The following is a 22,171-nucleotide window of genomic DNA, read 5'->3' as shown; positions in this document are numbered from 1 at the left end:
CGGGAGGGAATCGGAATGCGTCAGAACACGCTCGAGTATCACCATAGGGCAGGCGATGATGCCGCTCAACCGCTCATTCTGGCTTTGCATGGCGAAGCGGCGGATCATCGGCAACTCTTGCCGCTCCTCGCGCAAGCAAGCCCTCGGAGAGGCGTGATGGCTCCAAAGTCGGGGCGATGGTCATCCTGGACTGCGGATCGGCAGCGCTACAGCTGGTTTCAGGCACTGTCGTTGCCCGCTGTCGAGCCGATCGGCTTTGGCGACTCGCTATGGCAACTGGAGGGTTTCATCCTTGATGTCGTCCAAGGCCACCTTTGCAGCGCCGCCTCTACCGAAAAGACCGTCGACATTGTCGGCTTTGGCCAAGGGGCCGTGCTCGGGCTTGCGCTGGCCGCCGTGTGGCCAGAACTGTTTGGCCGCGTGATCGCCATTGAAGGTTACTGGCCGCAAGTGAAGGACTGGCGTCCGCCGTTGCGCGCGATGCAGGACGTGGCGGTGACGCTGATCCTGGACCCGGCCGGCGACGTGGACCACGTGCTGGCCGATGCGACGACAAGGGAGATGACCGTGCGCGGCGCCTCGGTTGAAACATGCTGGCTGGACGGTGCCGCTGACCTAGCGCTGGCGAGCCTCTGCGCACCGCTCGCCGCACAACTGGCTCACGCAGCCCGAGATGGTCGCTGGGCAATTCTTGAGGAGGAAATGGAATGAAGTGCACTGGACGGGCATTTCGTGCCGCATGTGCGGGGGTGCTATTGGCAGGCTTGAGCAATCTGGCTTGGAGTCATGACATTAGCTTTGCCAAGGACATCCGGCCCTTGCTGGTGCAGCACTGCGTCTCTTGTCATCAGGGAGAGGCGGCGCCAGCCGGACTCAACCTGCTGCCTAAGGTGAGTTACGCCCACCTCGTCAACGCCCAATCGGCTGAGGCGTCAATGCCGCGCGTGACACCTTCGTCGCCCGATGCAAGTTATCTACTGCACAAACTGGACGGCACCCATGTCGCGGCCGGTGGACAGGGTGCGGTCATGCCGCTTGGCGCCCCACCGCTGGATCCGGCGCAGATTGCTGCAATCCGCGAGTGGATTGCAGCGGGCGCTCGCAACAATTGAAGTATCCCTGCCGTGGAAGGGGGGGCTACCCCAAACACGGTCCACTCATTTCCGTTGATGTGGCGATCGTCAGCGGACAAGCGTTTCATTCAGGAGACACCATGGAAATCCGCACAATGACTGACGAACAACGCAAGACCATCGCGTTGGAATATCTGAAACGGCTCGATCGCGGCGGCGATGTGTTCGATCTGTTCGACGAACACGCTGAAGTCTATTTTCCGAAATGGGGTGTGGCGGTGGGTAAGGAGCGAATCCGCGCGCTCTTTACCGACCTGATCGGCTTGTTTGATTACATCAGCCACGACTACACCTATGCCAACGTGATCCAGCAGGGCGACAAAGTCGTTGTGGAGTCGACTACGCATGGTCGGACACGTGCGGGGGTCGAATGGCGTGCGGGCATGACACATGCGGGACGCTGGTGCGATGTGTTCGAGATTCGCGATTTTCGGATTCAGCGTTTGTATATTTACCTCGACCCCGATTACGAAGGCGCGGATACGCAACGCTATCCATGGCTTGCGGGCCGCTTGGAGAGTGTGCAGGGCGCGCCAGCTTAAGCAGTCGGTAAAGCCTTAGCGACGAATACGTGCGGGCGATGGCGGTAGGGTCCCAGCCGCGCAGCGGCGGGCTGGCGGAACGCCGCTCAGGTGAGGCACCCGCGCCCTCGCATCTTCGCTAGGGCGCGGGCGCGTACGTAGTGGCGCTCGGAAATCTCTTGCGTCCAGGCCGAAACGCGGTTCAACCGTGCCGCAGCATGAGTGCTGGCTGCGGCACGGAGGTCTTGACGGCTGCATTGGAGACATCCCACGGAGGCGGCGACATGGCTGCTTGCAAAAACGCCACCAGCGTGCGGATTTTTTGCAGGGTGAAGGCGGACCGTGGATAGACGGCAAAGACGCCGTCCTCAATCGGTTCCTCTTCAGGAAGTGCCTGAATTAGGCGGCCCGCCGCAAGATCGGCTGCGACGATAAACAAAGGCAGTACAGCAATGCCGTGACCCGCCACCGCCGCGTCGCGCAGCACTTCACCATTATTGGCAGTGAAAACGCCGCGCGGGCTCACGACTCTGGGTGCTATCTGGTGCGGCTTGCCGTGGAACGCCCAAATCTGAGTAGGAAGAGCGTTGGAATAGGACAGGCAGGCGTGGTGATGAAGTTCGTCGAGGTCAGCAGGCAATCCGGCACGTTCCGCGTAGGCGGGGCTGCAGCAAACGATGCGTCGGCTCACCGCGAGCCGACGCGCGATTAATGCGCTGTCGCCCAGCCTCGCGACTCGGATGGCAACATCGTAGCGCTCATGGCGAGTGTCGGCCTGTCGGTCCTCCAGTTCCATCGCTACGTGGAGTCGAGGGTGTGCCTTGGCGAAATCGGCGATCAATGGCGACAACCAGAGGGTGCCGAAGCTCATGGGTGCCAAGATTCGCAGCTCGCCGCACAGTTGCCGTGATGTTTCGGAGAGGCTCTCTGCTGCTCGAATCAACTGGGCCATTGCGGCGCGGGCCTGTTCGTAGAAATGGCGGCCCGCTTCGGTGGGTTGCACACTACGCGTGGAGCGCTGCAGCAAAGATGCGCCAAGGCTGTGTTCCAGATCGCTGATGCGCTTGCTGACAACCGACTTTGAGAGAGCCATGCCGCGTGCGGCACCGCTGACGCTGCCGAATTCCACCACCCGTAGATACGCTTCGATCTCCTCAGTCCTGAGCCGCATGCCGGTATTCCATATTTCGTTGCTTCCGCCGGGCGGATGCGAGGCGGCAGTGTATGAGGACAATGGCCGAGTCGGCATTGTCGTTTTCCTAAATGCGAAAAAAAGTGGCAATCCCCGCGGGAGCGCGTGGAGGACATGGAGGCGTCCTCGTAAGCGTTATGACGTTGGCTGGATTCGCCCGAAAAAACCATGCCGCAAGTCATTGAGTGCTTGCCGGATCTCCTCGTCGGTATTCATGACAAAGGGGCCATGGCCGACGATGGGCTCGTTGATCGGTTCTCCGCTCAGGACCAGCACAATGCTGTCGACACTGGCCTCGAGCGAGAGGTCGTCTCCATGTGCACCAGCCAGTGCCCACTGGCCAGAGCGCACGACGTCCAAGTTGCCAACGAGAACGGTGCCGTGCAGGACGACGACAGCCGCGGTATGGCTGCTCTTCAGCGGCAACAGCGCACGGTTGCCGGCGGTCAGGCGCAAGTCCCAGACATCGATATCGGTGAACGTGTTGGCCGGCCCCTTGTGTTCACCGTATTGGCCAGCGATCAAGCGCATGACACCGGCATCACCCGGCAGCTGCACTGCGGGTATGTCCGCGTTCCGGAGGGTCTGGTAGCGCGGAGCAGTCATCTTGTGGCGAGCAGGTAGGTTTACCCAAAGCTGCACCATTTCAAGTGTGCCACCGTGATGGGTGAACGTATCCGAGTGGAACTCTTCGTGCAGAATGCCGGCCCCTGCTGTCATCCATTGCACGTCGCCAGGCCCGATGCTGCCGCCCGCACCAGTGGAGTCACGATGCTTGAGCTCACCCTGGTACACGATCGTGACGGTCTCGAAGCCACGGTGCGGATGCTGCCCGACACCACGCGGCTGTTGCGATGGCGTGAAGTTTGCCGGGCCGGCGTAGTCGAGCAGCAGGAAGGGGCTCAGTTGCCGCCCCAGTGTCTGATAAGAAAACAGCGTGCGGACAGGGAAACCGTTACCCACCCAATGCGGCTGCGGCGGACTGTAGGTGCAAAGGACGGATTTCATGATTGCCTCCGAAGCTTGAAGGCATCATAAGTCTGCGAAAACCATCTCAGTAGTGCTAGGGCGTGCCGTCTGTGTTCTATGAGGGGAACAATCATGGATGAGCTGGCGCGCCTCCCGCGACTTCGCCAGGGTGGCGCGGTGTGCTCGCCCGGCGCCGTGTCGTCTTCACCAACGCCGAAGATTTACGCGATCCGCATGAAGGCCGGTGAGCGGGTCGACATGGTCGCGCTGCCCCAAGACGGCGCCATACGCCGCGCCGATGGCTTCCGTCTGGTGGCGCGTATGACATTCCGCGTGGGTGCCTCGCAGCGTATTAGCAGGGGGGGCAATCCGCTGGTACGGGTCTCTTCCGTGGTCATCAGGCGCGCAGCCGATGTCGAAGTCGATGCATTGAGAGAGCAGCACATCTTCATGCCCGTGCGGTTTGGCTCTGTAACTTGACGGGCGACCGCCATCGGGTCGCATTTGAAAAGCAGCGCAAGAGATTGGCACCACTCGGCGTGGAACGCAAACAACGTCAACCTAGCGGGCCAGGGCCCGTCGCAGATGGCAGCCGCGGCTTACATGAAAAAGCTGGGAGCAGAGGTCGGCATGCCCGGGCGGCCAAGCAAGCTGCCCGAGCCGTCTCAGGTGACTAGACGTCGAACCGCACGCCCTGCGCCAGCGGCAGCGCCCCGCTGTAGTTGATGGTGTTGGTGGCGCGGCGCATGTAGCCCTTCCACGCATCCGAGCCGGACTCGCGCCCGCCGCCGGTTTCCTTCTCGCCGCCGAATGCGCCGCCGATCTCCGCGCCCGAGGTGCCGATGTTGACGTTGGCGATGCCGCAGTCGCTGCCGGCCGATGACATGAAACGTTCCGCATCACTCAGGTTGGCCGTGAAGATGGCCGACGACAGGCCTTGCGGCACACCGTTCTGGATGGCGATGGCCTCGTCCGTGTCGCCGTCGTACGTCACGACATAGAGGATGGGCGCGAAGGTCTCGCTTTCCATCACCTTCGTCGGCTTCGGCATCTTGACCAGCGCGGGGCGTACGTACCAGGCATCCGCCCCCAGGTTTTCGTGCACGCGCTCACCGCCCAGCACCTCGCCGCCTTCGGCTCGTGCCTGCGTCAGCGCCTGCTGCATGCCGTCGAAGGCGGCTTGGTCGATCAGCGGGCCGACCAGCGTGCCGTCGGCCAGCGGGTCGCCAATCGCAATGCTCTGGTAGATGGTTTGCAGGCGGGCCAGGAGCGTGTCGGCCACCGCGCGATGCACGATCAGGCGGCGCAGTGACGTGCAGCGCTGGCCCGCCGTACCGACGGCGGCAAACGTGATGGCTCGGGCGGCCAGTTCAAGATCCGCCGACGGCGTGACGATCATCGCGTTGTTGCCGCCCAGCTCCAGGATCGAGCGGCCAAAGCGTTCCGCTACCTTCACGCCGACCTGGCGCCCCATGCGCGTGGAGCCCGTGGCGCTGACCACCGGCACCAGGTGGCTGGCCACCAGTGCCTCGCCCACGTCGCGTCCGCCGATCAACAGTTGGCTCAGGCCCGCAGGGATGGCTCCCGGCTTCTCTGCATTGAATGCCTCGACAACCTGTTGCAGCAGATGCTGGCAGGCAATGGCGGTGAGCGGCGTTTTCTCCGACGGTTTCCAGACGATGGCATTGCCGCACACCAGAGCCAGCGCGGCGTTCCACGACCACACCGCCACCGGAAAGTTGAACGCCGAGATGATGCCCACGACGCCCATGGGGTGCCAGGTTTCCATCATGCGGTGCCCAGGCCGTTCGCTGGCGATGGTCAGGCCATGCAGTTGGCGCGACAGCCCTACGGCGAAGTCGCAGATGTCGATCATCTCCTGCACTTCGCCCAGGCCTTCGGAGGTGATCTTGCCCGCCTCCAGCGACACCAGTTCGCCCAGGGCAGCCTTATGCGTGCGCAGCACCTCGCCCAGGCGGCGCACCAGCTCGCCACGCACGGGCGCCGGCACGGTGCGCCATGCCAGATACGCCTGATGTGCGCTCCGGATGGCAGCTTCGGCTTCGCCGGCGGTGTGCGATTTCACGCTCGCCAATACCGCTCCATCGCGCGGTGCGCGGCTCGTCCAGTCCGTGCCTTCGTAGGCCTTCAGGTCCAGGCCGAGGGCCTTCAGTACGGTCTGCAATCGTGTTCGGGAATCTGACATGGTGCGAATCCTGTTCTCTCTGTTCTCTCGTATTCAATCAAAAAACGGTTGCGTTGCGGCTGCGCTCAACGCTCGACGGTGCGGTTCCAGCGCTTGCTCCACTCGGGGCGCTCGGCGTTGATGACGTCCCAGTCCAACGCAACGGCCGTCTTGAGGATGCCGTTCATCTTGTTCTGCTCGTCTGCCGCCTTGCCCTTGAGCGGGGCCTTCGGGTTGACTGGATTGTAGGAGCCATTTTCCATGGCGAGCGCCTGTGCCTCGGGGCTGATCAGGTAGTCCGCCAGCTTCTGCGCCAGATCGGCATCCGGGTTGTTGGCCAGCACGCACTGTGCCGTGAGCAGAACGACAGCGCCTTCCTTGGGCGCGACGAATTCCATGGGAATGCCCTTGGATTTCATCAACTCCACCTGCGTGAGCGTGTAGGGGAACAGCGCCGCATCGCCCGCCTGCATCATCTCCACCACCTTCGACGAGTTGGGGATGTACTCGACCACGTTCGGGCCGATGGTGGTGGGCCATGCCTTGAACGCCGGGTCGACGTTCTTTTCCGTGCCACCCTTCAGTCGGTTGAACATCAGGAAGGCGTCCAGGCCGAACGACGAGGCCGGCATGGATTGCACGACCACCTTGCCCTTGTACTTCGGGTCGGCCAGGTCACCCCACGAGGTGGGCGGCGTCCAGCCCTTGTCGGCAAAGATCTTGGTGCTGTAGGCCAGCCCAGTCAGCCCCATCGACAGGCCCACCGCGTAGTCCCCCTTGAGGTGGGCAATGGCCGGCACGGATGACAGGTTGGCCGAGGGCTTGAGCTTGTCGCACAGCCCCATGCCGATGGCGCGGAACATGACGCCGTCGTCCAGCGTCATCACGTGCATCTGCGCTTTGCCTTTGGTTGCCTGGGCCTTGGCGAGGATGTCGGTCGAGGTGCCGGGCACCACGACCACCTTGACGTTGTTGGCCTTCTCGAACGGCGGGAACACGAACTGCGTGTAGGTGCGCTCCATGTTGCCGCCGTTCATGCCGATGTAGAGCGTCTTGGTTTCGGCGTGGGTGGTGCCTGCGGCAAGCAACGCAGCACCGGCAGCGGCTGCAATGAACGAGGTTTTTGCGTGTTTCACAAGCATGGTGGTCTCCTGGGGCATCAAGTGCATCAAGCTGCGGGTGGCAGAAAGCGTTGGATGGAAAAAGACTCGATCGGCGTGGTGGTGCGGCCTTCGGCGATCAGCTCGGCCATGACGTCGCCCACGCCGGGCCCCAGCTGAAATCCGGCGCCGGCAAAGCCGAAGGCATGGAACAGGCCGGGGCGTCGGGCACTGGGGCCGATCACGGGTTGGTCGTCGGGCAGATTGCCCTCCGTACCGCTCCACGTACGGATGATGTGGGCTGACTTGAGTTGCGGCAGCAGGGCGGCCAGTTGCGGCAACTGGCGCAGGATGGCCACGTGCGACGAGCGCGCGCGCTGGTCGTCGAGCACGTAGCCGCGCCCGCCGCCGAACACCACATTGCCGCGCCGCACTTGGCGGCAGTAAATGCCGCCGCCTTCCACGCCCAGGCTCCAGGGCAGGAAGAACGGCAGCGGCTCGGTCACGCCCATGGTGGGCGGGATGGTGAACATGGGTACAGGCTCGCCCCATTGCGCGGCAAACTGCGCAGCCCAAGCGCCGGCGCAGTTGACCAGCGTGGGGGCTTTGACCTCCAGATCCCGGTCATGTTGACGTGCATGGATGATGAAGCGCGCGCCATCGTGCTCGACCGATTGCACCGGCGCATGTTCGCGCACATCGGCGCCGGCAGCCTGCGCGGCGCGGGCAAAGGCAGGGGACAGCAGGCGCGGATTGGCCTGCCCGTCTTCCGGGCACAGCGAGCCGCCGACGACCTGGTCGCCGCCCATCGGAAAATACTTCTGCAGTGCAGCTCGGCCCTCGATGAGTTGCAACCCCAGTCCAAAGCTCTGGCTGCGCTCCGCATAGCTGGCCAGGGATTCCATGTCCGCCACGCTCCGGGCGATCTTGAAGTGCCCGCTGCGCTCGTATTCCGCCTCGGTGCCGATCAACTCGGTCAGTCGCGCCCAAAGCTCGTGCGAACGCTGCGCCAGTGGCAACTGTTCGACGGCGCGCCCTTGGCGCCGTACGCCGCCAAAATTGACGCCGCTGGAGCGCGAGCCGCACAGGTCGCGTTCGAGCAAGGTGACGGTCAACCCGCGCCGCCGCAGGAACAGGGCCGTGGCGCTGCCCATGATGCCGCCCCCGATGATGGCCACATCGCACGCGAGTTGCTCACGCATGATGGTCCTCCGGTTCGACCGCCTCGGTGACATCCAGCGGCAGCGGCTTGATCGGCGCCTGCGCGCGCAGGCAGCCCACCTGCGCCAGCGGAACGGCGTGCACGTGCGCAAGGAGCTCTGCCGCCGCCGCGCCGCACATCCGACCCTGGCAACGGCCCATGCCGACCCGGCACAGCGCCTTGAGACGGTTCAGTTCGTGTGCATCGCACTCGATGGCCGTCTGGCGCAGCGTGCCCACGGTGACGTTTTCGCAACGGCATACCACCAGATCGTCGCTCGCGTGCGCGGCCCAGTCGTCGGGGAAGGGGAACGCGGTTTCCAGCGCATGGCGGAATCGCTCGATTTTCTGCAGGCGCTGATGCAACCGCGGCAGGCGATTGGCATCGATGGGGATTTGACGATCCTGCAGCAGCGCCAGCGCTGCCAGTTCCCCCGAGCACTCGGCCGCATCGGCGCCCATGATGCCCGCGCCATCCCCCGCCAGGTACACGCCCGTAACGGAGCTGCGCCGCATGGCATCGATGCGTGGCACATGGCAGCGGTGCAGCGCGGAGAACTCGAACGCGCAACCCAGCAGATCGGCGAGTTGCGTCTCGGGCCGCAACGCGTAACCCATGCCGACGGCGGAGCAGGCGGTGCGCTGTTCGCGCCCCGCGCTGTCCTGCCATACGAGGTGCTCCACCGCTGTATCGCCTTCAGCACGCAATAGTCGCACGCCGTGGTGCACGGGCACGCCGTGCAGCTTGAGCCAGGCGACCAGCGCCATGCCTTTGGCCATGACGGTAGGCTGGCCCAGCATGGCCGGTGCGGCCTTGTAGCGTGCGCTGGCCGGAGCCGTGTCGAGTACCGCCACCACCTTCGCTCCCGCCTTGGCGTACTGGCAGGCCACGAGATAGAGCAGGGGGCCGGTGCCGGCAAACACCACGGCATCGCCAATCGCACAGCCCTGATATTTGAGCGCAACCTGCGCGCCGCCCAGCGTGTAGACCCCGGGCAGCGTCCAACCCGGAATGGGCAGCACGCGGTCGGTCGCGCCGGTGGCGACGATCACGTCGCGCCAGGGCAGGCTGCTGATCGCGCGCGTGGGCGCATGCAGCAAGTCGAGCAGATCGGGCTGCGCGTTCCACACCAGGGTCTGCGGGCGGTAATCGATTTGCGGCCGGATTCGGTCGAAGGTGTCATGTACGGCTTGTGCACGCTCGGCTTCGGTGCCGTACAGCTCCGTGGCGTTGCGTTCAAAGCCGTCGGGTTGGCGACGGTAGATCTGGCCGCCGGCGCGCGGGGCTTCGTCCAGCACGATGGGCGTCAGGCCATGTGCCAGCAAGGTCTCGGCGGCGCGCACGCCTGCGGGCCCCGCGCCGATGACGACAGGCGGCAGGTCCTGCTGCGCCTGTCGCTGCAATGTGGGAGCCGCTTGCACCATCACGCGGCTCCCTCGGTGCCGGCTGGCTGCGTGCAAATATGCATGCCGGGCTCGATCATGGTCTGGCAGGCGCGTAGCGATTGGCCATCCGCCAGGCGCACCCAGCAGTCCTGGCAGGCGCCCATCAGGCAGAAGCCGGCGCGCGGCTGCTGGCTGAATTCGTTGATGCGCAGTTGGCGCATTTGCGTGAGCACCGCCGTCAGCACGGTGTCGCCGGCAAAGGCCTGGGCGGGCCGGCCATCGAGGACAAAGGTCACCGCGGGGCGATTGCACTCTTTGAGGCGCTGGAGCTGCGCGTGTGCAGCAGGATTTGCAGGAGCAATCATCGTGGTCTCTGTTTCAATGCTTGCCGATCAGAATGCGGTCCAGGCCGTAGACCTTGTCCAGCAGCAGCATCAGCGCGAGCGTGAGGAAGACGATCAGCGCCGAGACGGCGGCCATCATCGGGTCGAGCGATTCCGTGGCATACATGTACATGCGCACCGGCAGCGTGACGGTGGCGGGCGACACCACGAAGATGGACATGGTCAGTTCATCAAAGCTGTTGATGAAGGCCAGCAGCCAACCTCCCGTGATGCCCGGCAGGATCATCGGCAGCGTCATGCGGCGGAACACCGTGAAGCTGCTCGCGCCCAACGAATAAGCAGCATGCTCGACGGTGTGGTCGAACCCCACGAGCGCAGCCATCACCAGCCGCATGGTGTACGGCGTGACGATGAGCGCGTGCGCGAAGATGAGCCAGCCGAAGCTGCCTTGCCCGCCCACCAGCGAGAACAAGCGCAGCAGCGCCACGCCCAGCACAAGGTGGGGAATGATCAGCGGCGACAGAAACACGCCCTGCAGATACTGCAACCCCGGCGCACGGTAACGCACGATGGCCATGGCCGCCGGCACCGCCAGTGCCGTCGACAGCGTGGCGGCCGCCAAACCGAGCCACAGGCTGTTCCAGAACGACTGCACAAAATCCGGGTGATGCAGCACCTGATCGAACCAGCGCAGCGAGAAGTGACTGGTCGGCAGCGTGAGCGTTTCTTCTGGCGTGAAGGCGACGATGCACACGATCACCAGCGGCGCCAGCATGAAGGTGATGACGAGCCCGTTGAAGATGAGCGCGAGCGGTCCGTTCTTTTGCATGTGCGCTCCTTTAGCCCAACGTCTTTTTGTAGCGGCCTTCGATCATGCGGTTCCAGCCCAGCATGATGACCAGGTTGGCCGCCAGCAGAATCAGCGCAATGGCTGCACCGAGCGGCCAGTTGAGTTCGTTCAGGTATTCGTCGTAGATGAGCGTGGCGACCATCTTCACGCGGCGCCCGCCCAGCAGGCCCGGAATGGCGAACGAGCTGGCCGACAGACCGAACACGATCAGGCTGCCAGAGAGAATGCCGGGCATGACCTGCGGCAGCACCACGCGGCGCAGGGTCGTGAAGTGCGATGCGGACAGCGAGAGCGCGGCGTTTTCCACCCACGGGTCGAGTTTCTGCAGCGAGGTCCACACCGGGATCACCATGAAGGGCAGCATCACGTGCACCAGCGCAATCACCACGGCCGTCTCGTTGTACAGCAGCTTGACCGGGCCGATGCCGATGGCCTTGAACAGGGCGTTGATCAAGCCTTCGGGCCCCAGCAGCATGCTCCAGCCGAACGCGCGCACCACCACCGAGATCAACAGCGGCGCCAGAATGACGAGCAGAAAAATCGAGCGCCAGGGTTTGCGCATCCGGCTCAGGATGTAGGCCTCGGGCGCGCCGATCAGGATGCACACCAAGGTCACCAGCGCCGAAACGCGTAGCGTGCGCCAGAAGATTTCGTAGTAATACGGGTCTTGCACCACGTGCAGGTAGTGCGCGACCGTGAAGCTGCCTGCGATCGTCCCCTTGTCGGCATCGAACACGTTGAAGGACAGCACCACGCTCAATGCCAGCGGCACGAGCAGCATCACGGAAAACAGCGTCAGCGCGGGGCCGGCCATGCTCCATGGCACCCAAGTGGATCGCGAGCTCATACCGCCGCCCCCTCGGCACCAATCACGCGCACATAGCGGTCCTGCCAATCCACGCCCACGGTCTGGCCGACCTCGCACGGCGCGTCGCCATCGTTGACGGCGGACACCAGCATCGCGCCCAGCGGCGTGTCGACTGTGTACATCCACTGATTGCCGAGGAAGAAGCGCTCGGTCACGCGGCCCTCGCATCGGCCGGTGCCGTCGGATGTGCATGTCATCTTCTCGGGGCGCAGCGCGAGTACGACGCTGCTGCCGACCCGCATGCCCGATGGCAGCGCCACCTGGACGGACCCCACCGATGCGCGAACCTCACCATCGCTGCCGGGCACCACCGAGGCCTGCAACAGATTGGCCTTGCCGACAAAGGTGGAGATGAACGCGTTGCGCGGGTGTTCGTACACCGCCAGCGGCGTATCCACCTGCGTGATGCGCCCGGCTTCCATGACCACCACGCGATCGCTGATCGACATGGCCTCGGCCTGATCGTGCGTGACCATGATGGTGGTGGTGCCCACCTTGCGCTGGATTTCGCGCAGCTCGAACTGCATCTCTTCGCGCAGCTTGGCGTCGAGGTTGGAGAGTGGCTCGTCCAGCAACAGCACCGGGGGCCTGATGACGAGCGCGCGCGCCAGGGCGACGCGCTGGCGCTGTCCGCCCGACAGTTCACGCGGGTAGCGGTCAACGTGCTTGTCCAAGTGCACGAGTGCCAACGCTTGCATGGCGCGCTCGCGGCGTTCGGTTGGCGGGCACTTGCGCATCTCCAGGCCGAATTCCACGTTTTCGCGCACCGTCATGTGCGGGAACAGTGCATAGGTCTGGAACACGATCCCCAGCCCGCGCGCGTTGGCTTTGGCACGGGTGATGTCCTTGCCGTCCAGTTCGATTGTGCCTTCGGACACTTCCGCGAAGCCCGCAATCATCTGCAACGTCGTGGTCTTGCCGCAGCCGGACGGGCCCAGCAGCGAAACGAATTCGCCCTTGTGCACCTCCAGGTTGAAGTCGTGAACTACCCGGAGGTCGCCGTACTGCTTGGAAACATGGTTCAGGCGCAGAAAACTCATCGATCATCCTTTGCGGCTTGGGGTGTCGCCAGACGGCTCAATCTGAAGAATATGGATATCCTATTGCAATACACATGCCAAAACATCGGTTAAACCTAGGTGTATACGCTGTAGCTGGAATATTTCTCGTATTTATTCCGTTTATCGGAATACAATCGATCAACCGAATTCCCTCCATTCCGCTTCATGTCCCTTGATTCCGACGACGACGCGCATCAGCGCAGCGCCATGCACCGCACCTTCCAGATCCTGCGCACCATGGCGGAGCAGCAGCACCAAGGTGTGCGCGTCACCTACCTGGCCAAGACGCTGGGGATGACCCCCGCCACGACGCACCGTCTGCTGCAGGGCCTGACGCAGGAGGGCATGGTGGAACAGGACCAGCAGAACAAGCTCTACCGGCTGAGCCTGGATCTGTTCTGCCTGGCAGCCCAGGCGGGCGCGGTGAACGATCTGCGTTCTGTGGCCAGGCCGGCCTTGCTGCGCCTGAATGCCAGCCTGGGCGACACGGTGCTGCTGCTGGTCCGATCGGGCTTCGATGCCGTGTGCCTTGACCGCGTGGAAGGCCAGTACCCGATTCGCACCTTCACGGGCGATGTGGGCGGCCGGATCGAACTGGGCGTCGGGCAGGGCGCGTTGGTCATCCTGGCGCACCTGCCGGAAGCTGAGCAGGAAGAGGTGCTGCGCTACAACCTGCCACGCATCCGGCACTACAGCGTGTATGACGAGGTCTACCTGCGTTCCGAAGTCAGGAAGGCCCGCGAATGCGGCTACAGCGCCAAGACCGACGGGCTGCTGGAAGGCATGGCCGGCATTGCGGTGCCCGTGTTCGATCGCAATGGCAACGTCGTCGCGGCGCTGTCGGTGGGCACGCTCGCCAACCGCCTGAGCGCGGACCGTCTGCCCATCGTGTACGACATGCTGCTGCGCGAAGCCAACCGGCTGACCACGCAGATCAACCCGTTTGATCCGACGCTGCGCCGCCCGATGCAATCCATGGCAGTGAGCGATACATATCGCGCCATCTGACTTGGCTAGCGTTCGAGCACGCGCCCGGGGTTCAGGAGGCATTGCGGATCCAGCGCCTGCTTGATCGTGTGCATCAGTTGCAGGGCAACGGGCGGTTTGTACAGCGGAAGCTGGTCGCGCTTGAGCGTGCCGATGCCGTGTTCGGCAGAGATCGAACCCCCAAACCGATGGACGGACCGGTAGACCACATCACCAATGGCCGCCTCATGCGCGGCGATGAACGCCGCCGCATCCGCGCCCGCCGGGGGCTGAACGTTGTAATGCAGATTCCCATCGCCAAGGTGCCCGAAATTGATCAGGCGCAGCCCCGGCGCAAGCGCTTGCAGCTGCGCGTCGGTCTGCGTCACAAACTCGGGGATGCGCGAGATCGGCACCGACACATCGTGCTTGATGTTGGGCCCTTCCGCTGCCTGTGCCAGGGTGATGCTCTCGCGGATGTGCCACAGGTCATGCGCCTGGCGGATGTTCTCAGCAATGATCGCGTCGGTGACGATGCCATCTTCCATCGCCGTTTCCAGCAGGTGTTCAAACTGCGCTCTGGCGTGTGCCTCGGATTCGCTATCGGACGCTTCCAGCAGGACACACCATGGCGTTTCGCGCCACATCGGCACGCGAAGATGGGCGTAGTGCTGATCGACCAGCCGTAGCCCCTCTTGGCTCATGACCTCGAAGCCCGTGAGCGCGGCAGACAGATGCCGGTGCGACAACGCCAGCAGCGCCGTGGCGGCTTGCAGCGACGGCACAGCGGCCCATGCCGTCAATTGCGCGGCCGGTTGCGGATAGAGCCGGAGCGTGGCCGCCGTGATGATGCCCAGCGTGCCTTCGCTGCCGATGAAGAGATTGCGCAGGTCATAGCCGGTGTTATCTTTGCGCAGGCCTTGCAGACCCTCCCAGATTTGCCCGTCGGCCAGCACGACTTCGAGCCCCAGGCACAACTCTCGCGCATTGCCGTAGCGCACCACCTGCGTGCCGCCCGCATTGGTCGCCAGGTTGCCGCCGATGGTGCAACTGCCTTCCGCACCCAGGCTCAGTGGAAATAGCAACCCTGCCTCGTGCGCCACCTCCTGAAGTGTTTGAAGGACGCAGCCTGCCTCCACCGTGATCGTCATGTTGGCCGGGTCGATGGTGCGCACGGCCTGCATACGGCGCAGGCTCAGGATGATCTGCTCGCCGCTGGTATCGGGCACCGAGCCTTCCACCAAGCCCGTATTGCCACCCTGCGGCACGATGGGCACACCGGCCTGCGCGCATGCGCGCACCACCTCAGCCACTTCTGCCGTACAGCCGGGCCGCACTGCGCACCGTGCCTTGCCATGCGCGCGCCGGCGCCAATCGGATTCGTATTCGGCGCATGCATCGCCGGTCAGCACGTTGGCGGCGCCCACGATGCTGTGCAAGGTGGAAAGCAGGTGGTCGGGTGTCATGGCAAATGGCAACGCAGAAACGTGAGCGATAACGATGAAGTGATCTGCACGCGGGGGCCGTCAACGCATGGCCAGCGCCACGGCAGTTGCCAGCCGCTGCACGGCTTGCTCGATCTGTGGCACGTCGGGCGCGGCGAACGACAGGCGCATGGTGTTGAGTTGGGCGCGATCCGGGTAGAACGCCTTGCCAGGCACATAGAGCACCTGCTGCGACACCGCAGCATCAAAGAGCGCTTGCGGGTCGATGGACTGCGCGAACGTCGCCCAGACGAACATGCCGCCTGCAGGCGCCGCGCACTGCACGAGGCCATCCAACCGCGCGGTAATGCCTTGCACCAAGGCCTGCATGCGCTGCTGATATTCGATGCGGGCGCGCTGCACCGTGGCCGGATAGCGGCCGCTTTCCAGATAGCGGGCCGCCACCATTTGCGCCAGCGGGGACGTGCACAAGTCCACCGTTTGCTTGGCGATGGTGCAGCGGCGCAACAGGCTGCTGTCGGCCAGCATCCAACCCACGCGCAGCGCAGGGGCGACGGTTTTGGACAAGCTGGAGAGATACACCACGGGGTTCACGCCACCGGCAGCCAGTCGGTCGCCCACTGTGCGTAGCGCTGACGGCATGGGTGGCGTGTTGCCGTCATCGGCATCGAAGCGCAGTTCGCCGTAGGGGTCGTCTTCCACCACCCAGAATCCGTAGGCGCAGGCCAGTTGCACCAGGGCTTCGCGTCGTTCCGAGGCGAGCAGCGTGCCTCGCGGGTTGGAGAAATTCGGCACGGTGTACAGCAGCTTGGGCCGCTGCGCCGCAGGCAACTGGCGCAGAAGTTCCGCCAGCGCATCGGTTTGCAGGCCGTGCTCGTCCATCGGTACGGGCACGATGCTGGCCTGCGCCAAGCGCAAGGCTTGTAGCGTGGCGGGGTAGGCGGGCACTTCCACAAGTACCGTGTCCCCTGGTTCGATCAGCACCCGCACCAGCAGGTCGAACGCTTGCTGCGATCCCGTGGTGACCATCAACTGCTCGGCGCTGGCCTGGATGCCGCGCTCGCTCATCAGCGCCGCCAAGGCGTTGCGCAGCGTCGGAAGCCCTTCGGTCGCGCCGTATTGCAGTGTCTGCGCTTCGCCGGTCATCGCTTGAGCGGCGGCCTGTGCGAGCCCTTCGGCATCGAACAGGCTGGGCGACGGGTAGCCGCCGGCCAGAGAGATCATCCCCGGCTGGCTGAGGTAAGGAAACAGCTCGCGGATGGGGGAGCCGGCAGGCTGTGCAAACACAGCGGTAAAAGCCGGCATGCCGGCTTGTGGGCGCGTGTCCGTCATGCAGCGTCCACAGCGGGCGTGCCGTGCAACACGGCATGCAGTGCGTCAATGGACCGCTGCTGCGCTGCTTCGTACAGCGCGATTTCGTCGTGCACGCGCGCACCCAGTGCGGTCTCGAAAGCGTTCTGCGCCGCATGGGCCTGATACTGCTTCTGCTCTTCGCCGCCCAGATTGGACTGGAAGATGCCCGCAGCGCTCACTGGCAGGAAATCTTCATACGTGATGGGATCGGCCCGCACCCAGCCTTTGGCCAGTAGTGCATTCAACGAGGTGTCGGCATCAGCCGCCGTAGCCATGTCGGCCTGCGCCTGGCCCAATGCCGTCAGGGTGTAGCGATAGAACGCCAGGCCCTGCGCACGCAACGCGTCATGGGCGTCCGGGAAGGCGCGGAACGCTTGCGCCAGCCGCGCTTCGTAATCCGGCGCGGCGCTGCCGGCGTGGCCCATGTCGCGTACCTCGGCCAACAGTTGGTCGTACAGTGCACGGCCCTTGCGCGTCAGGGCAACGCCACGTTGCTCGATTTCGCCGAAGCGCGCCGTATGCGCGCCCGCATCATCGGTAAAGCGCACCGCTTCCTGCAGCGCCTTGAAGCTGGTCTGGCGCAGGAGGATCGGGCAGTCGCGGCGCGGCGGGCCTTCCACCACATCCTTGGCGTCCATGCCGCGCGTGGGCATGGCGGCCTGCGCTGCATCGATGTCGAGCGTGCGCGGCGTCAGGTGGTTGATGTGGGGACCGCGGAAACACACCACGTCGGCGACCAGTCGGTGGGCGGCTTGCAAGGCGCGGTACGTTTCGGCGTCGACCGTGGCGGTACTGTGCCAGCGGAACGTCTCCAGCGCCTCGCGCACGAAGGCGTCGGCATCCGCATCGTTCAGGCCGCCGTCAGCCTCGCATTGAGCCATCAATTCCAGCGCGCGCGGCGTAAAGATCTGGCGGCGCGCCAGGATGGCGGCGGCCTTCTCGCGCAGGGCGGCATCCGCGATCAGCTCAAGCCGCAGCAGCGAAGTGAACACGCGGAACGGATTGGCCTGCAATGCCGCGTCGCTGACCGGCCGAAACGCGGTGGAGTGCACGGGCACGCCGGCCACGGACAGGTCGTAGTAACCCACAGGCTCCATGCCCATGACGGCAAACAGCCGGCGCAGCGTTGCGAGTTCGGTTGCCGTGCCAACGCGGATGGCGCCGTGGCGCTCCACATCCAGCCGCTCTAGTTCACCCGATTGGGCCATCTGAGCGCGCAGCGCGGGCTGGGCGCCCAATGTCTGCGCGTTGATGTCGGACACCAGTTCGACCAGGGTGCCGTATTGCGGCACCTCCGCGCGGTACATGGCGGACATGGCGCGAGAAAAGCGCGATCGGATGTCGTCTGCTCGAACGAAGTTTGAGGCCGAAGGTTGATGCATTCCGCTCATGACTGGATTGGGTTGAGCAATGATTGGGGCAATGCTAGGTTGGAAAAAGGAGGGTGGTCAAACGATAATCCTGGTGAAGATCATTCCAAAATGGAATGAGTTATCCGATTTTTTTTGCTAACCCAGTGAGTCACCATGTTCCCGTCACGCCGCTTTTTGCCGCCCATGTCGCTGCTCTGCGCGTTCGAGGCCGCTGCGCGCCACCAGAGCTTCACGGGCGCCGCCGTTGAGCTGCACCTGACGCAAAGTGCCGTCAGTCGCCAGATTCGCGCGCTGGAAGATCGTTTGGGGGCAGAGCTTTTCGTGCGGGAGCGCCAGACGGTGCGCCTGAGCCCTGCAGGCCAGGCTTACGCGGAGGAAGTCCGCGCCGCCTTGATGCGCATCTCCAGCGCCACGCTCGGTTTCCGAGCCAATCCGCAGGGCGGAAGCCTGAATCTGGCCATCCTGCCGACCTTCGGTACACGTTGGCTTGCACCGCGCCTGCCGCAGTTTTTCGATCAGCACCCTGGCATCACGCTCAACCTGACAACGCGGCTGGCGCAGTTTGACTTTCAACTGGAGGCGGTGGATGCCGCCATTCATTTCGGCCCACCACACTGGCCCGGGGGCGAGCTCGCACTCCTGATGAGCGAGACCGTCGTTCCCGCTTGCAGCCCTGCGCTGCTGGCCCGGTACGGCTTTGAGCAGCCGCAAGATCTGCTGCGCGCACCGCTGCTGCACCTCGCCTCACGCCCGGACGCCTGGTCGCGCTGGCTGGCCAGCTACCAGGTGGATGCGGTCGATACGCAAGGCATGCTCTTCGACCAGTTCGCCACCGTGGCCCAGGCTGCCGTGGCGGGTCTCGGCGTGGCGCTGTTGCCGCGCTTTCTGATCCTTCATGAACTGCAGCAAGGCGACCTGGTGCGGGTCTTGCCCCACATGCCGGAGCGGGAAAGCGCCGAGCACTATTACCTCGCCTGGCCTACCGGTCGGAGTGAATATCCACCCCTGCAGGCCTTGCGAAGATGGCTGGTGCAGGCCGCGCAGGAGTTCATGCAGGCGCGGGCGACTTAGTCGCGTTTGGACAATTGGTTTTGTCCGTAGCTCGGCCCCATGCCGTTGCCATGGCGGTTCCATGGGGGTCCCATGGGGGCAACAGGGTAGCAAGGACAAGAGCGTAAAGAGGGGCAGCTTCCTGGGGTTCATGCCGAGCTTGGGGTCGGCACCACGTGTATCGCATCGCCCAGGGCTCTCTTGAGCCGATCCCGGTCGGGTTTTCCGTCAGCTTTCCTAGGCTCGGTGGGCGGTCAATAGCGCTACGCTGTCGGAAGATCCGTGCGCAGGCCGCGTGTGATGCCAGCCGACAGGGCAGGGTGACAGATCCCCACTCCCGACCCACTTGGCATACGAAGCGGGCTGCGCACTTCGGCTTTACGCGCTCCGCATCAATCGCCCGCTGTTCCCGCGGGCAACCATTGCGGGGCGCTTATCTTTCATGCGCGGCCCGGCAACACCTTCGCAATCGCCTCGGCAACCGCTCCGACGTTCCGCTGGTTCAAGCCGGCAACACACATGCGACCGGAGCGGAGGATGTACACGCCATGCTGCTCGCGCAGCTGGTCGACCTGATCAGCGCTCAGCCCGGTGTACGTGAACATGCCGCGCTGCTTGATATAGCGTGACAGGGCCTCGCCGCTCAGGTGCTGGCTCAGGCGCTCATGAATGGCCGTGCGCATGCCGGCAATGCGCTGGCACATGGCCGACAGTTCGTCGCGCCATGCCTGATCCAGCTCGGGCGTGGTCAGGATCTTCGTGACGATCTTGGCGCCGTGGGTGGGCGGGTTGCTGTAGTTCGAACGCACGGCGCTGGTCAACTGGCCCAGCACGCGGTCGGCCTCGGCCGCGCTGTCGCAGATCAGGCTGAGCCCGCCGCAGCGCTCACCGTAGAGCGAGAAGTTCTTCGAGAACGAGTTCGCCACCAGCGCCGGTACGCCGCGGCGCGCGATTTCACGCACGGCAAATGCATCGGCGTCGAGGCCTGCGCCAAAGCCCTGGTAGGCCATGTCGACAAACGGCAGCAGCTCGCGTTTTTGCAGCACGTCGATCAGCTGTTCCCACTGGGCGTTGTCGAGGTCCACACCGGTCGGGTTGTGGCAGCACGCATGCAGCACGACGATGCTGTGCTTTTCCAGCGCATCGATCGCGGCCAGCATGGCGTCGAACTTCAGGCCGCCAGTCGCCTCGTCGTAATACGGGTACGTGTTCACCGTGAACCCGGCGCGCTCGAAGATGAAACGGTGGTTTTCCCACGTCGGGTCGCTCACCCAGACCTGGGCCTGCGGGAAATAGCGCTTGAGGAAATCAGCGCCGATCTTCAGCGCACCTGAGCCGCCGAGCGTCTGCACGGTGGCGATGCGGCCGTCGGCGCGGGCGGGGTTGTCCTGCCCAAACACCAGGGCCTGCACGGCGTCGCGGTACTGCGCGAAGCCGGCCATCGGCAGGTAAGGCTTCGGGCCCGGATCGGCCATGATCGCGGCTTCGGCTTCGCGCACGGCCTTCATGACGGGCAGGCGGCCGTCGTCGTCGAAATAGATGCCGATGCTGAGGTTGACCTTGTCCTGGCGCGGGTCCTTCTGGAAGTTCTCGTTCAGGGTCAGGATGGGGTCGCCGGGGTAGGCGTCAACGTGTTCGAACATGGTGTGTGATTGCCAGAAGGTGGAAGGGGGCCCAGGGAGCGCCGGGCGCACGCAACCCTGCATTGTGCGGCATTGACGTGCGCCCGTTGACCAAACTTAGAGCATCTCGGCGCTGGTGCGTGCAGCCAGGTTGGCGGCGTTCTTCTGCCGGAAGAGGTAGCTGATGCCGAGCACCGCCATCCACACCGGAATCAGGTAGACCGAGAGCCGCAGATCGGGCGTCAGGTACATGATCACCAGCACGCCGGCCAGGAAGGCAAGGCACAGGTAATTGGTGAGCGGGTACCCGAGGCTGCGGAACGTGGTGGATCGCCCGGCCTTGCGCTTGTCGTGGCGGAACTTCAGGTGGATCACGCTGATCATCGCCCAGTTGATGATCAGTGCCGAGACAACCAGGCCCATCAGCAGCTCGAACGCCTTGCCGGGCATGAAGTAGTTGAGCACCACGCATGCCAGCGTGGCGATGGCCGACACGCCCAGGGCCATCAGCGGAATGCCGCGCTTGTTGACGTTGAGCAGCGCCTTCGGGGCGTTGCCTTGCTTGGCGAGGCCGTACAGCATGCGGCTGTTGCAGTACACGCCGCTGTTGTAGACCGACAGCGCGGCCGTCAGCACGACGACGTTGAGCACGTTGGCGACCAGGTTGCTGTTCATTGCGTGGAAGATCAGCACGAAGGGGCTGCCGCCCGTCACGACCTTTTCCCACGGATACAGCGACAGCAGCACGCCCAGTGCGCCCACGTAGAAAATCAGGATCCGGTAGATCACCTGGTTGGTCGCGCGCGGGATGCTGACCGACGGGTTGTCGGCTTCTGCCGCGGTGATGCCGACCAGCTCCAGCCCGCCGAACGAGAACATGATCACGGCCATGGCCATCACCAGGCCGCTGATGCCGTTCGGGAAGAACCCGCCGTGCGCCCAGAGGTTGCTCACGCTGGCATCCGGGCCGGCCGCGCCGGTGATCAGCAGATAGCCGCCGAACCCGATCATGCCGACGATGGCGAGCACCTTGACGATGGCAAACCAGAACTCCATCTCGCCATACGACTTGACGCTCGTCAGGTTGATGCCGTTGATGATCAGGAAGAACGCCAGCGCCGCCACCCACGTGGGCACGCTCGGCCACCAGTACTGGACGTAGATGCCCACGGCCGACAGCTCGGCCATGCCGACGAGGATGTACAACACCCAGTAGTTCCAGCCCGACATGAAGCCGGCAAAATGCCCGCAATACTTGTCGGCAAAGTAGCTGAACGAGCCGGCCACGGGCTCATCGACCACCATCTCGCCGAGCTGCCGCATGATGAAGAAAGCGACCATGCCGGCCAGCGCGTAACCCAGCAGCACCGAAGGGCCGGCCAGCTTGATGGTCTGCGCGATACCCAGGAACAGCCCGGTACCGATGGCGCCGCCGAGGGCGATCAGCTGGATGTGGCGGTTCTTCAGACCGCGCTTGAGTCCAGCGTCCTTATCGTTGGAAATCATGTCTTCCTGTCTCCTGCCTTGGATGAAAGCGGCATGCGCCTTGGGTA

At 64.2% G+C, this 22,171-nt stretch carries 21 protein-coding genes; 6 read left to right on the top strand and 15 right to left on the bottom strand.

The window, feature by feature from the left end:
- Positions 1–15: 15 nt before the first annotated feature.
- The 3 genes from NG900_RS12720 (at position 16) to NG900_RS12710 (ending at position 1,675) form a co-directional block, all read left to right on the top strand.
- Positions 16–711 carry an alpha/beta hydrolase gene (locus NG900_RS12720; protein ID WP_252680708.1) on the top strand — a complete coding sequence of 232 codons (696 nt, stop codon included), beginning with the start codon at positions 16–18 and terminating at the stop codon, positions 709–711.
- Positions 708–1,112 (top strand): hypothetical protein, encoded by a 405-nt coding sequence (locus NG900_RS12715; RefSeq protein WP_252680706.1) that lies wholly within the window; start codon positions 708–710, stop codon positions 1,110–1,112. Before NG900_RS12720 ends, NG900_RS12715 begins: the two co-directional genes overlap by 4 nt.
- A 101-nt stretch (positions 1,113–1,213) precedes the next feature.
- The gene (locus tag NG900_RS12710) at positions 1,214–1,675 is read left to right on the top strand and encodes a nuclear transport factor 2 family protein (protein ID WP_252680704.1); all 462 of its coding nucleotides are present in this window, start codon (positions 1,214–1,216) and stop codon (positions 1,673–1,675) included.
- Between the two features lie 181 nt (positions 1,676–1,856).
- On the opposite strand, the gene NG900_RS12705 is transcribed toward NG900_RS12710, so the two are convergent.
- Both NG900_RS12705 and NG900_RS12700 read right to left on the bottom strand, forming a co-directional pair.
- Entirely contained in the window at positions 1,857–2,825 is a 969-nt protein-coding gene (locus tag NG900_RS12705) for a LysR family transcriptional regulator (RefSeq protein WP_252680702.1), read from the bottom strand.
- A gap of 156 nt (positions 2,826–2,981) precedes the next feature.
- Positions 2,982–3,854: a pirin family protein gene (locus NG900_RS12700; protein ID WP_252680700.1), complete on the bottom strand. Its 873-nt coding sequence runs from the start codon at positions 3,852–3,854 to the stop codon at positions 2,982–2,984.
- Positions 3,855–3,947: 93 nt separating this feature from the next.
- On the opposite strand from NG900_RS12700, the gene NG900_RS12695 reads away from it, so the two are divergent.
- Positions 3,948–4,295: a hypothetical protein gene (locus tag NG900_RS12695; protein WP_252680698.1), complete on the top strand. Its 348-nt coding sequence runs from the start codon at positions 3,948–3,950 to the stop codon at positions 4,293–4,295.
- A gap of 193 nt (positions 4,296–4,488) precedes the next feature.
- Here the strand turns inward: NG900_RS12695 and amaB are convergent, their stop codons facing one another.
- From amaB to NG900_RS12655, 8 genes are all read right to left on the bottom strand, one after another.
- Positions 4,489–6,021 carry an L-piperidine-6-carboxylate dehydrogenase gene (amaB, locus tag NG900_RS12690; protein WP_252680696.1) on the bottom strand — a complete coding sequence of 511 codons (1,533 nt, stop codon included), beginning with the start codon at positions 6,019–6,021 and terminating at the stop codon, positions 4,489–4,491.
- A 65-nt stretch (positions 6,022–6,086) separates the two neighbouring features.
- Complete coding sequence (locus NG900_RS12685; RefSeq protein ID WP_252680695.1) at positions 6,087–7,142, bottom strand: ABC transporter substrate-binding protein; 1,056 nt, start codon at positions 7,140–7,142, stop codon at positions 6,087–6,089.
- A gap of 26 nt (positions 7,143–7,168) precedes the next feature.
- Positions 7,169–8,302 carry an NAD(P)/FAD-dependent oxidoreductase gene (locus NG900_RS12680; protein ID WP_252680693.1) on the bottom strand — a complete coding sequence of 378 codons (1,134 nt, stop codon included), beginning with the start codon at positions 8,300–8,302 and terminating at the stop codon, positions 7,169–7,171.
- On the bottom strand, positions 8,295–9,725 hold the full coding sequence (locus NG900_RS12675; RefSeq protein ID WP_252680691.1) for an FAD/NAD(P)-dependent oxidoreductase: 1,431 nt from the start codon (positions 9,723–9,725) through the stop codon (positions 8,295–8,297). The genes NG900_RS12680 and NG900_RS12675 overlap by 8 nt, the downstream gene beginning before the upstream one ends.
- Entirely contained in the window at positions 9,725–10,051 is a 327-nt protein-coding gene (locus tag NG900_RS12670; protein ID WP_252680689.1) for a (2Fe-2S)-binding protein, read from the bottom strand. Before NG900_RS12670 ends, NG900_RS12675 begins: the two co-directional genes overlap by 1 nt.
- Before the next feature lie 13 nt (positions 10,052–10,064).
- Entirely contained in the window at positions 10,065–10,859 is a 795-nt protein-coding gene (locus tag NG900_RS12665; protein WP_252680687.1) for an ABC transporter permease, read from the bottom strand.
- Between the two features lie 10 nt (positions 10,860–10,869).
- Positions 10,870–11,727 (bottom strand): ABC transporter permease, encoded by an 858-nt coding sequence (locus NG900_RS12660; RefSeq protein WP_252680685.1) that lies wholly within the window; start codon positions 11,725–11,727, stop codon positions 10,870–10,872.
- The gene (locus NG900_RS12655) at positions 11,724–12,788 is read right to left on the bottom strand and encodes an ABC transporter ATP-binding protein (RefSeq protein ID WP_252680683.1); all 1,065 of its coding nucleotides are present in this window, start codon (positions 12,786–12,788) and stop codon (positions 11,724–11,726) included. Before NG900_RS12655 ends, NG900_RS12660 begins: the two co-directional genes overlap by 4 nt.
- Before the next feature lie 186 nt (positions 12,789–12,974).
- Here NG900_RS12655 and NG900_RS12650 point away from each other — a divergent pair, with 186 nt between their 5' ends.
- Positions 12,975–13,817 carry an IclR family transcriptional regulator gene (locus tag NG900_RS12650; protein WP_252680681.1) on the top strand — a complete coding sequence of 281 codons (843 nt, stop codon included), beginning with the start codon at positions 12,975–12,977 and terminating at the stop codon, positions 13,815–13,817.
- Between the two features lie 5 nt (positions 13,818–13,822).
- Here the strand turns inward: NG900_RS12650 and NG900_RS12645 are convergent, their stop codons facing one another.
- Genes NG900_RS12645 through hglS form a run of 3 tightly spaced genes read right to left on the bottom strand, consistent with a single transcriptional unit; the run spans position 13,823 to position 17,955 of the window.
- The gene (locus NG900_RS12645; protein ID WP_252680679.1) at positions 13,823–15,241 is read right to left on the bottom strand and encodes an FAD-binding oxidoreductase; all 1,419 of its coding nucleotides are present in this window, start codon (positions 15,239–15,241) and stop codon (positions 13,823–13,825) included.
- A gap of 60 nt (positions 15,242–15,301) precedes the next feature.
- Positions 15,302–16,552: an aminotransferase-like domain-containing protein gene (locus NG900_RS12640; protein WP_252680677.1), complete on the bottom strand. Its 1,251-nt coding sequence runs from the start codon at positions 16,550–16,552 to the stop codon at positions 15,302–15,304.
- Positions 16,549–17,955, bottom strand: a complete 1,407-nt coding sequence (gene hglS / locus NG900_RS12635) for a 2-oxoadipate dioxygenase/decarboxylase HglS (RefSeq protein ID WP_252680675.1) — start codon at positions 17,953–17,955, stop codon at positions 16,549–16,551. The genes NG900_RS12640 and hglS overlap by 4 nt, the downstream gene beginning before the upstream one ends.
- A gap of 144 nt (positions 17,956–18,099) precedes the next feature.
- On the opposite strand from hglS, the gene gcvA reads away from it, so the two are divergent.
- Positions 18,100–19,017, top strand: a complete 918-nt coding sequence (gcvA, locus tag NG900_RS12630; RefSeq protein ID WP_252680673.1) for a transcriptional regulator GcvA — start codon at positions 18,100–18,102, stop codon at positions 19,015–19,017.
- Positions 19,018–19,436: 419 nt separating this feature from the next.
- Here gcvA and NG900_RS12625 read toward each other — a convergent pair whose 3' ends face one another.
- The gene (locus tag NG900_RS12625) at positions 19,437–20,639 is read right to left on the bottom strand and encodes an amino acid aminotransferase (RefSeq protein WP_252680671.1); all 1,203 of its coding nucleotides are present in this window, start codon (positions 20,637–20,639) and stop codon (positions 19,437–19,439) included.
- A gap of 96 nt (positions 20,640–20,735) precedes the next feature.
- Positions 20,736–22,124: an amino acid permease gene (locus tag NG900_RS12620; RefSeq protein WP_252680669.1), complete on the bottom strand. Its 1,389-nt coding sequence runs from the start codon at positions 22,122–22,124 to the stop codon at positions 20,736–20,738.
- Between the last annotated feature and the right edge of the window lie 47 nt (positions 22,125–22,171).

The organism is Ralstonia soli (genome assembly GCF_023955655.1).
Lineage (GTDB): Bacteria > Pseudomonadota > Gammaproteobacteria > Burkholderiales > Burkholderiaceae > Ralstonia > Ralstonia soli.
This window is presented reverse-complemented; position numbering and strand designations above follow the sequence as displayed.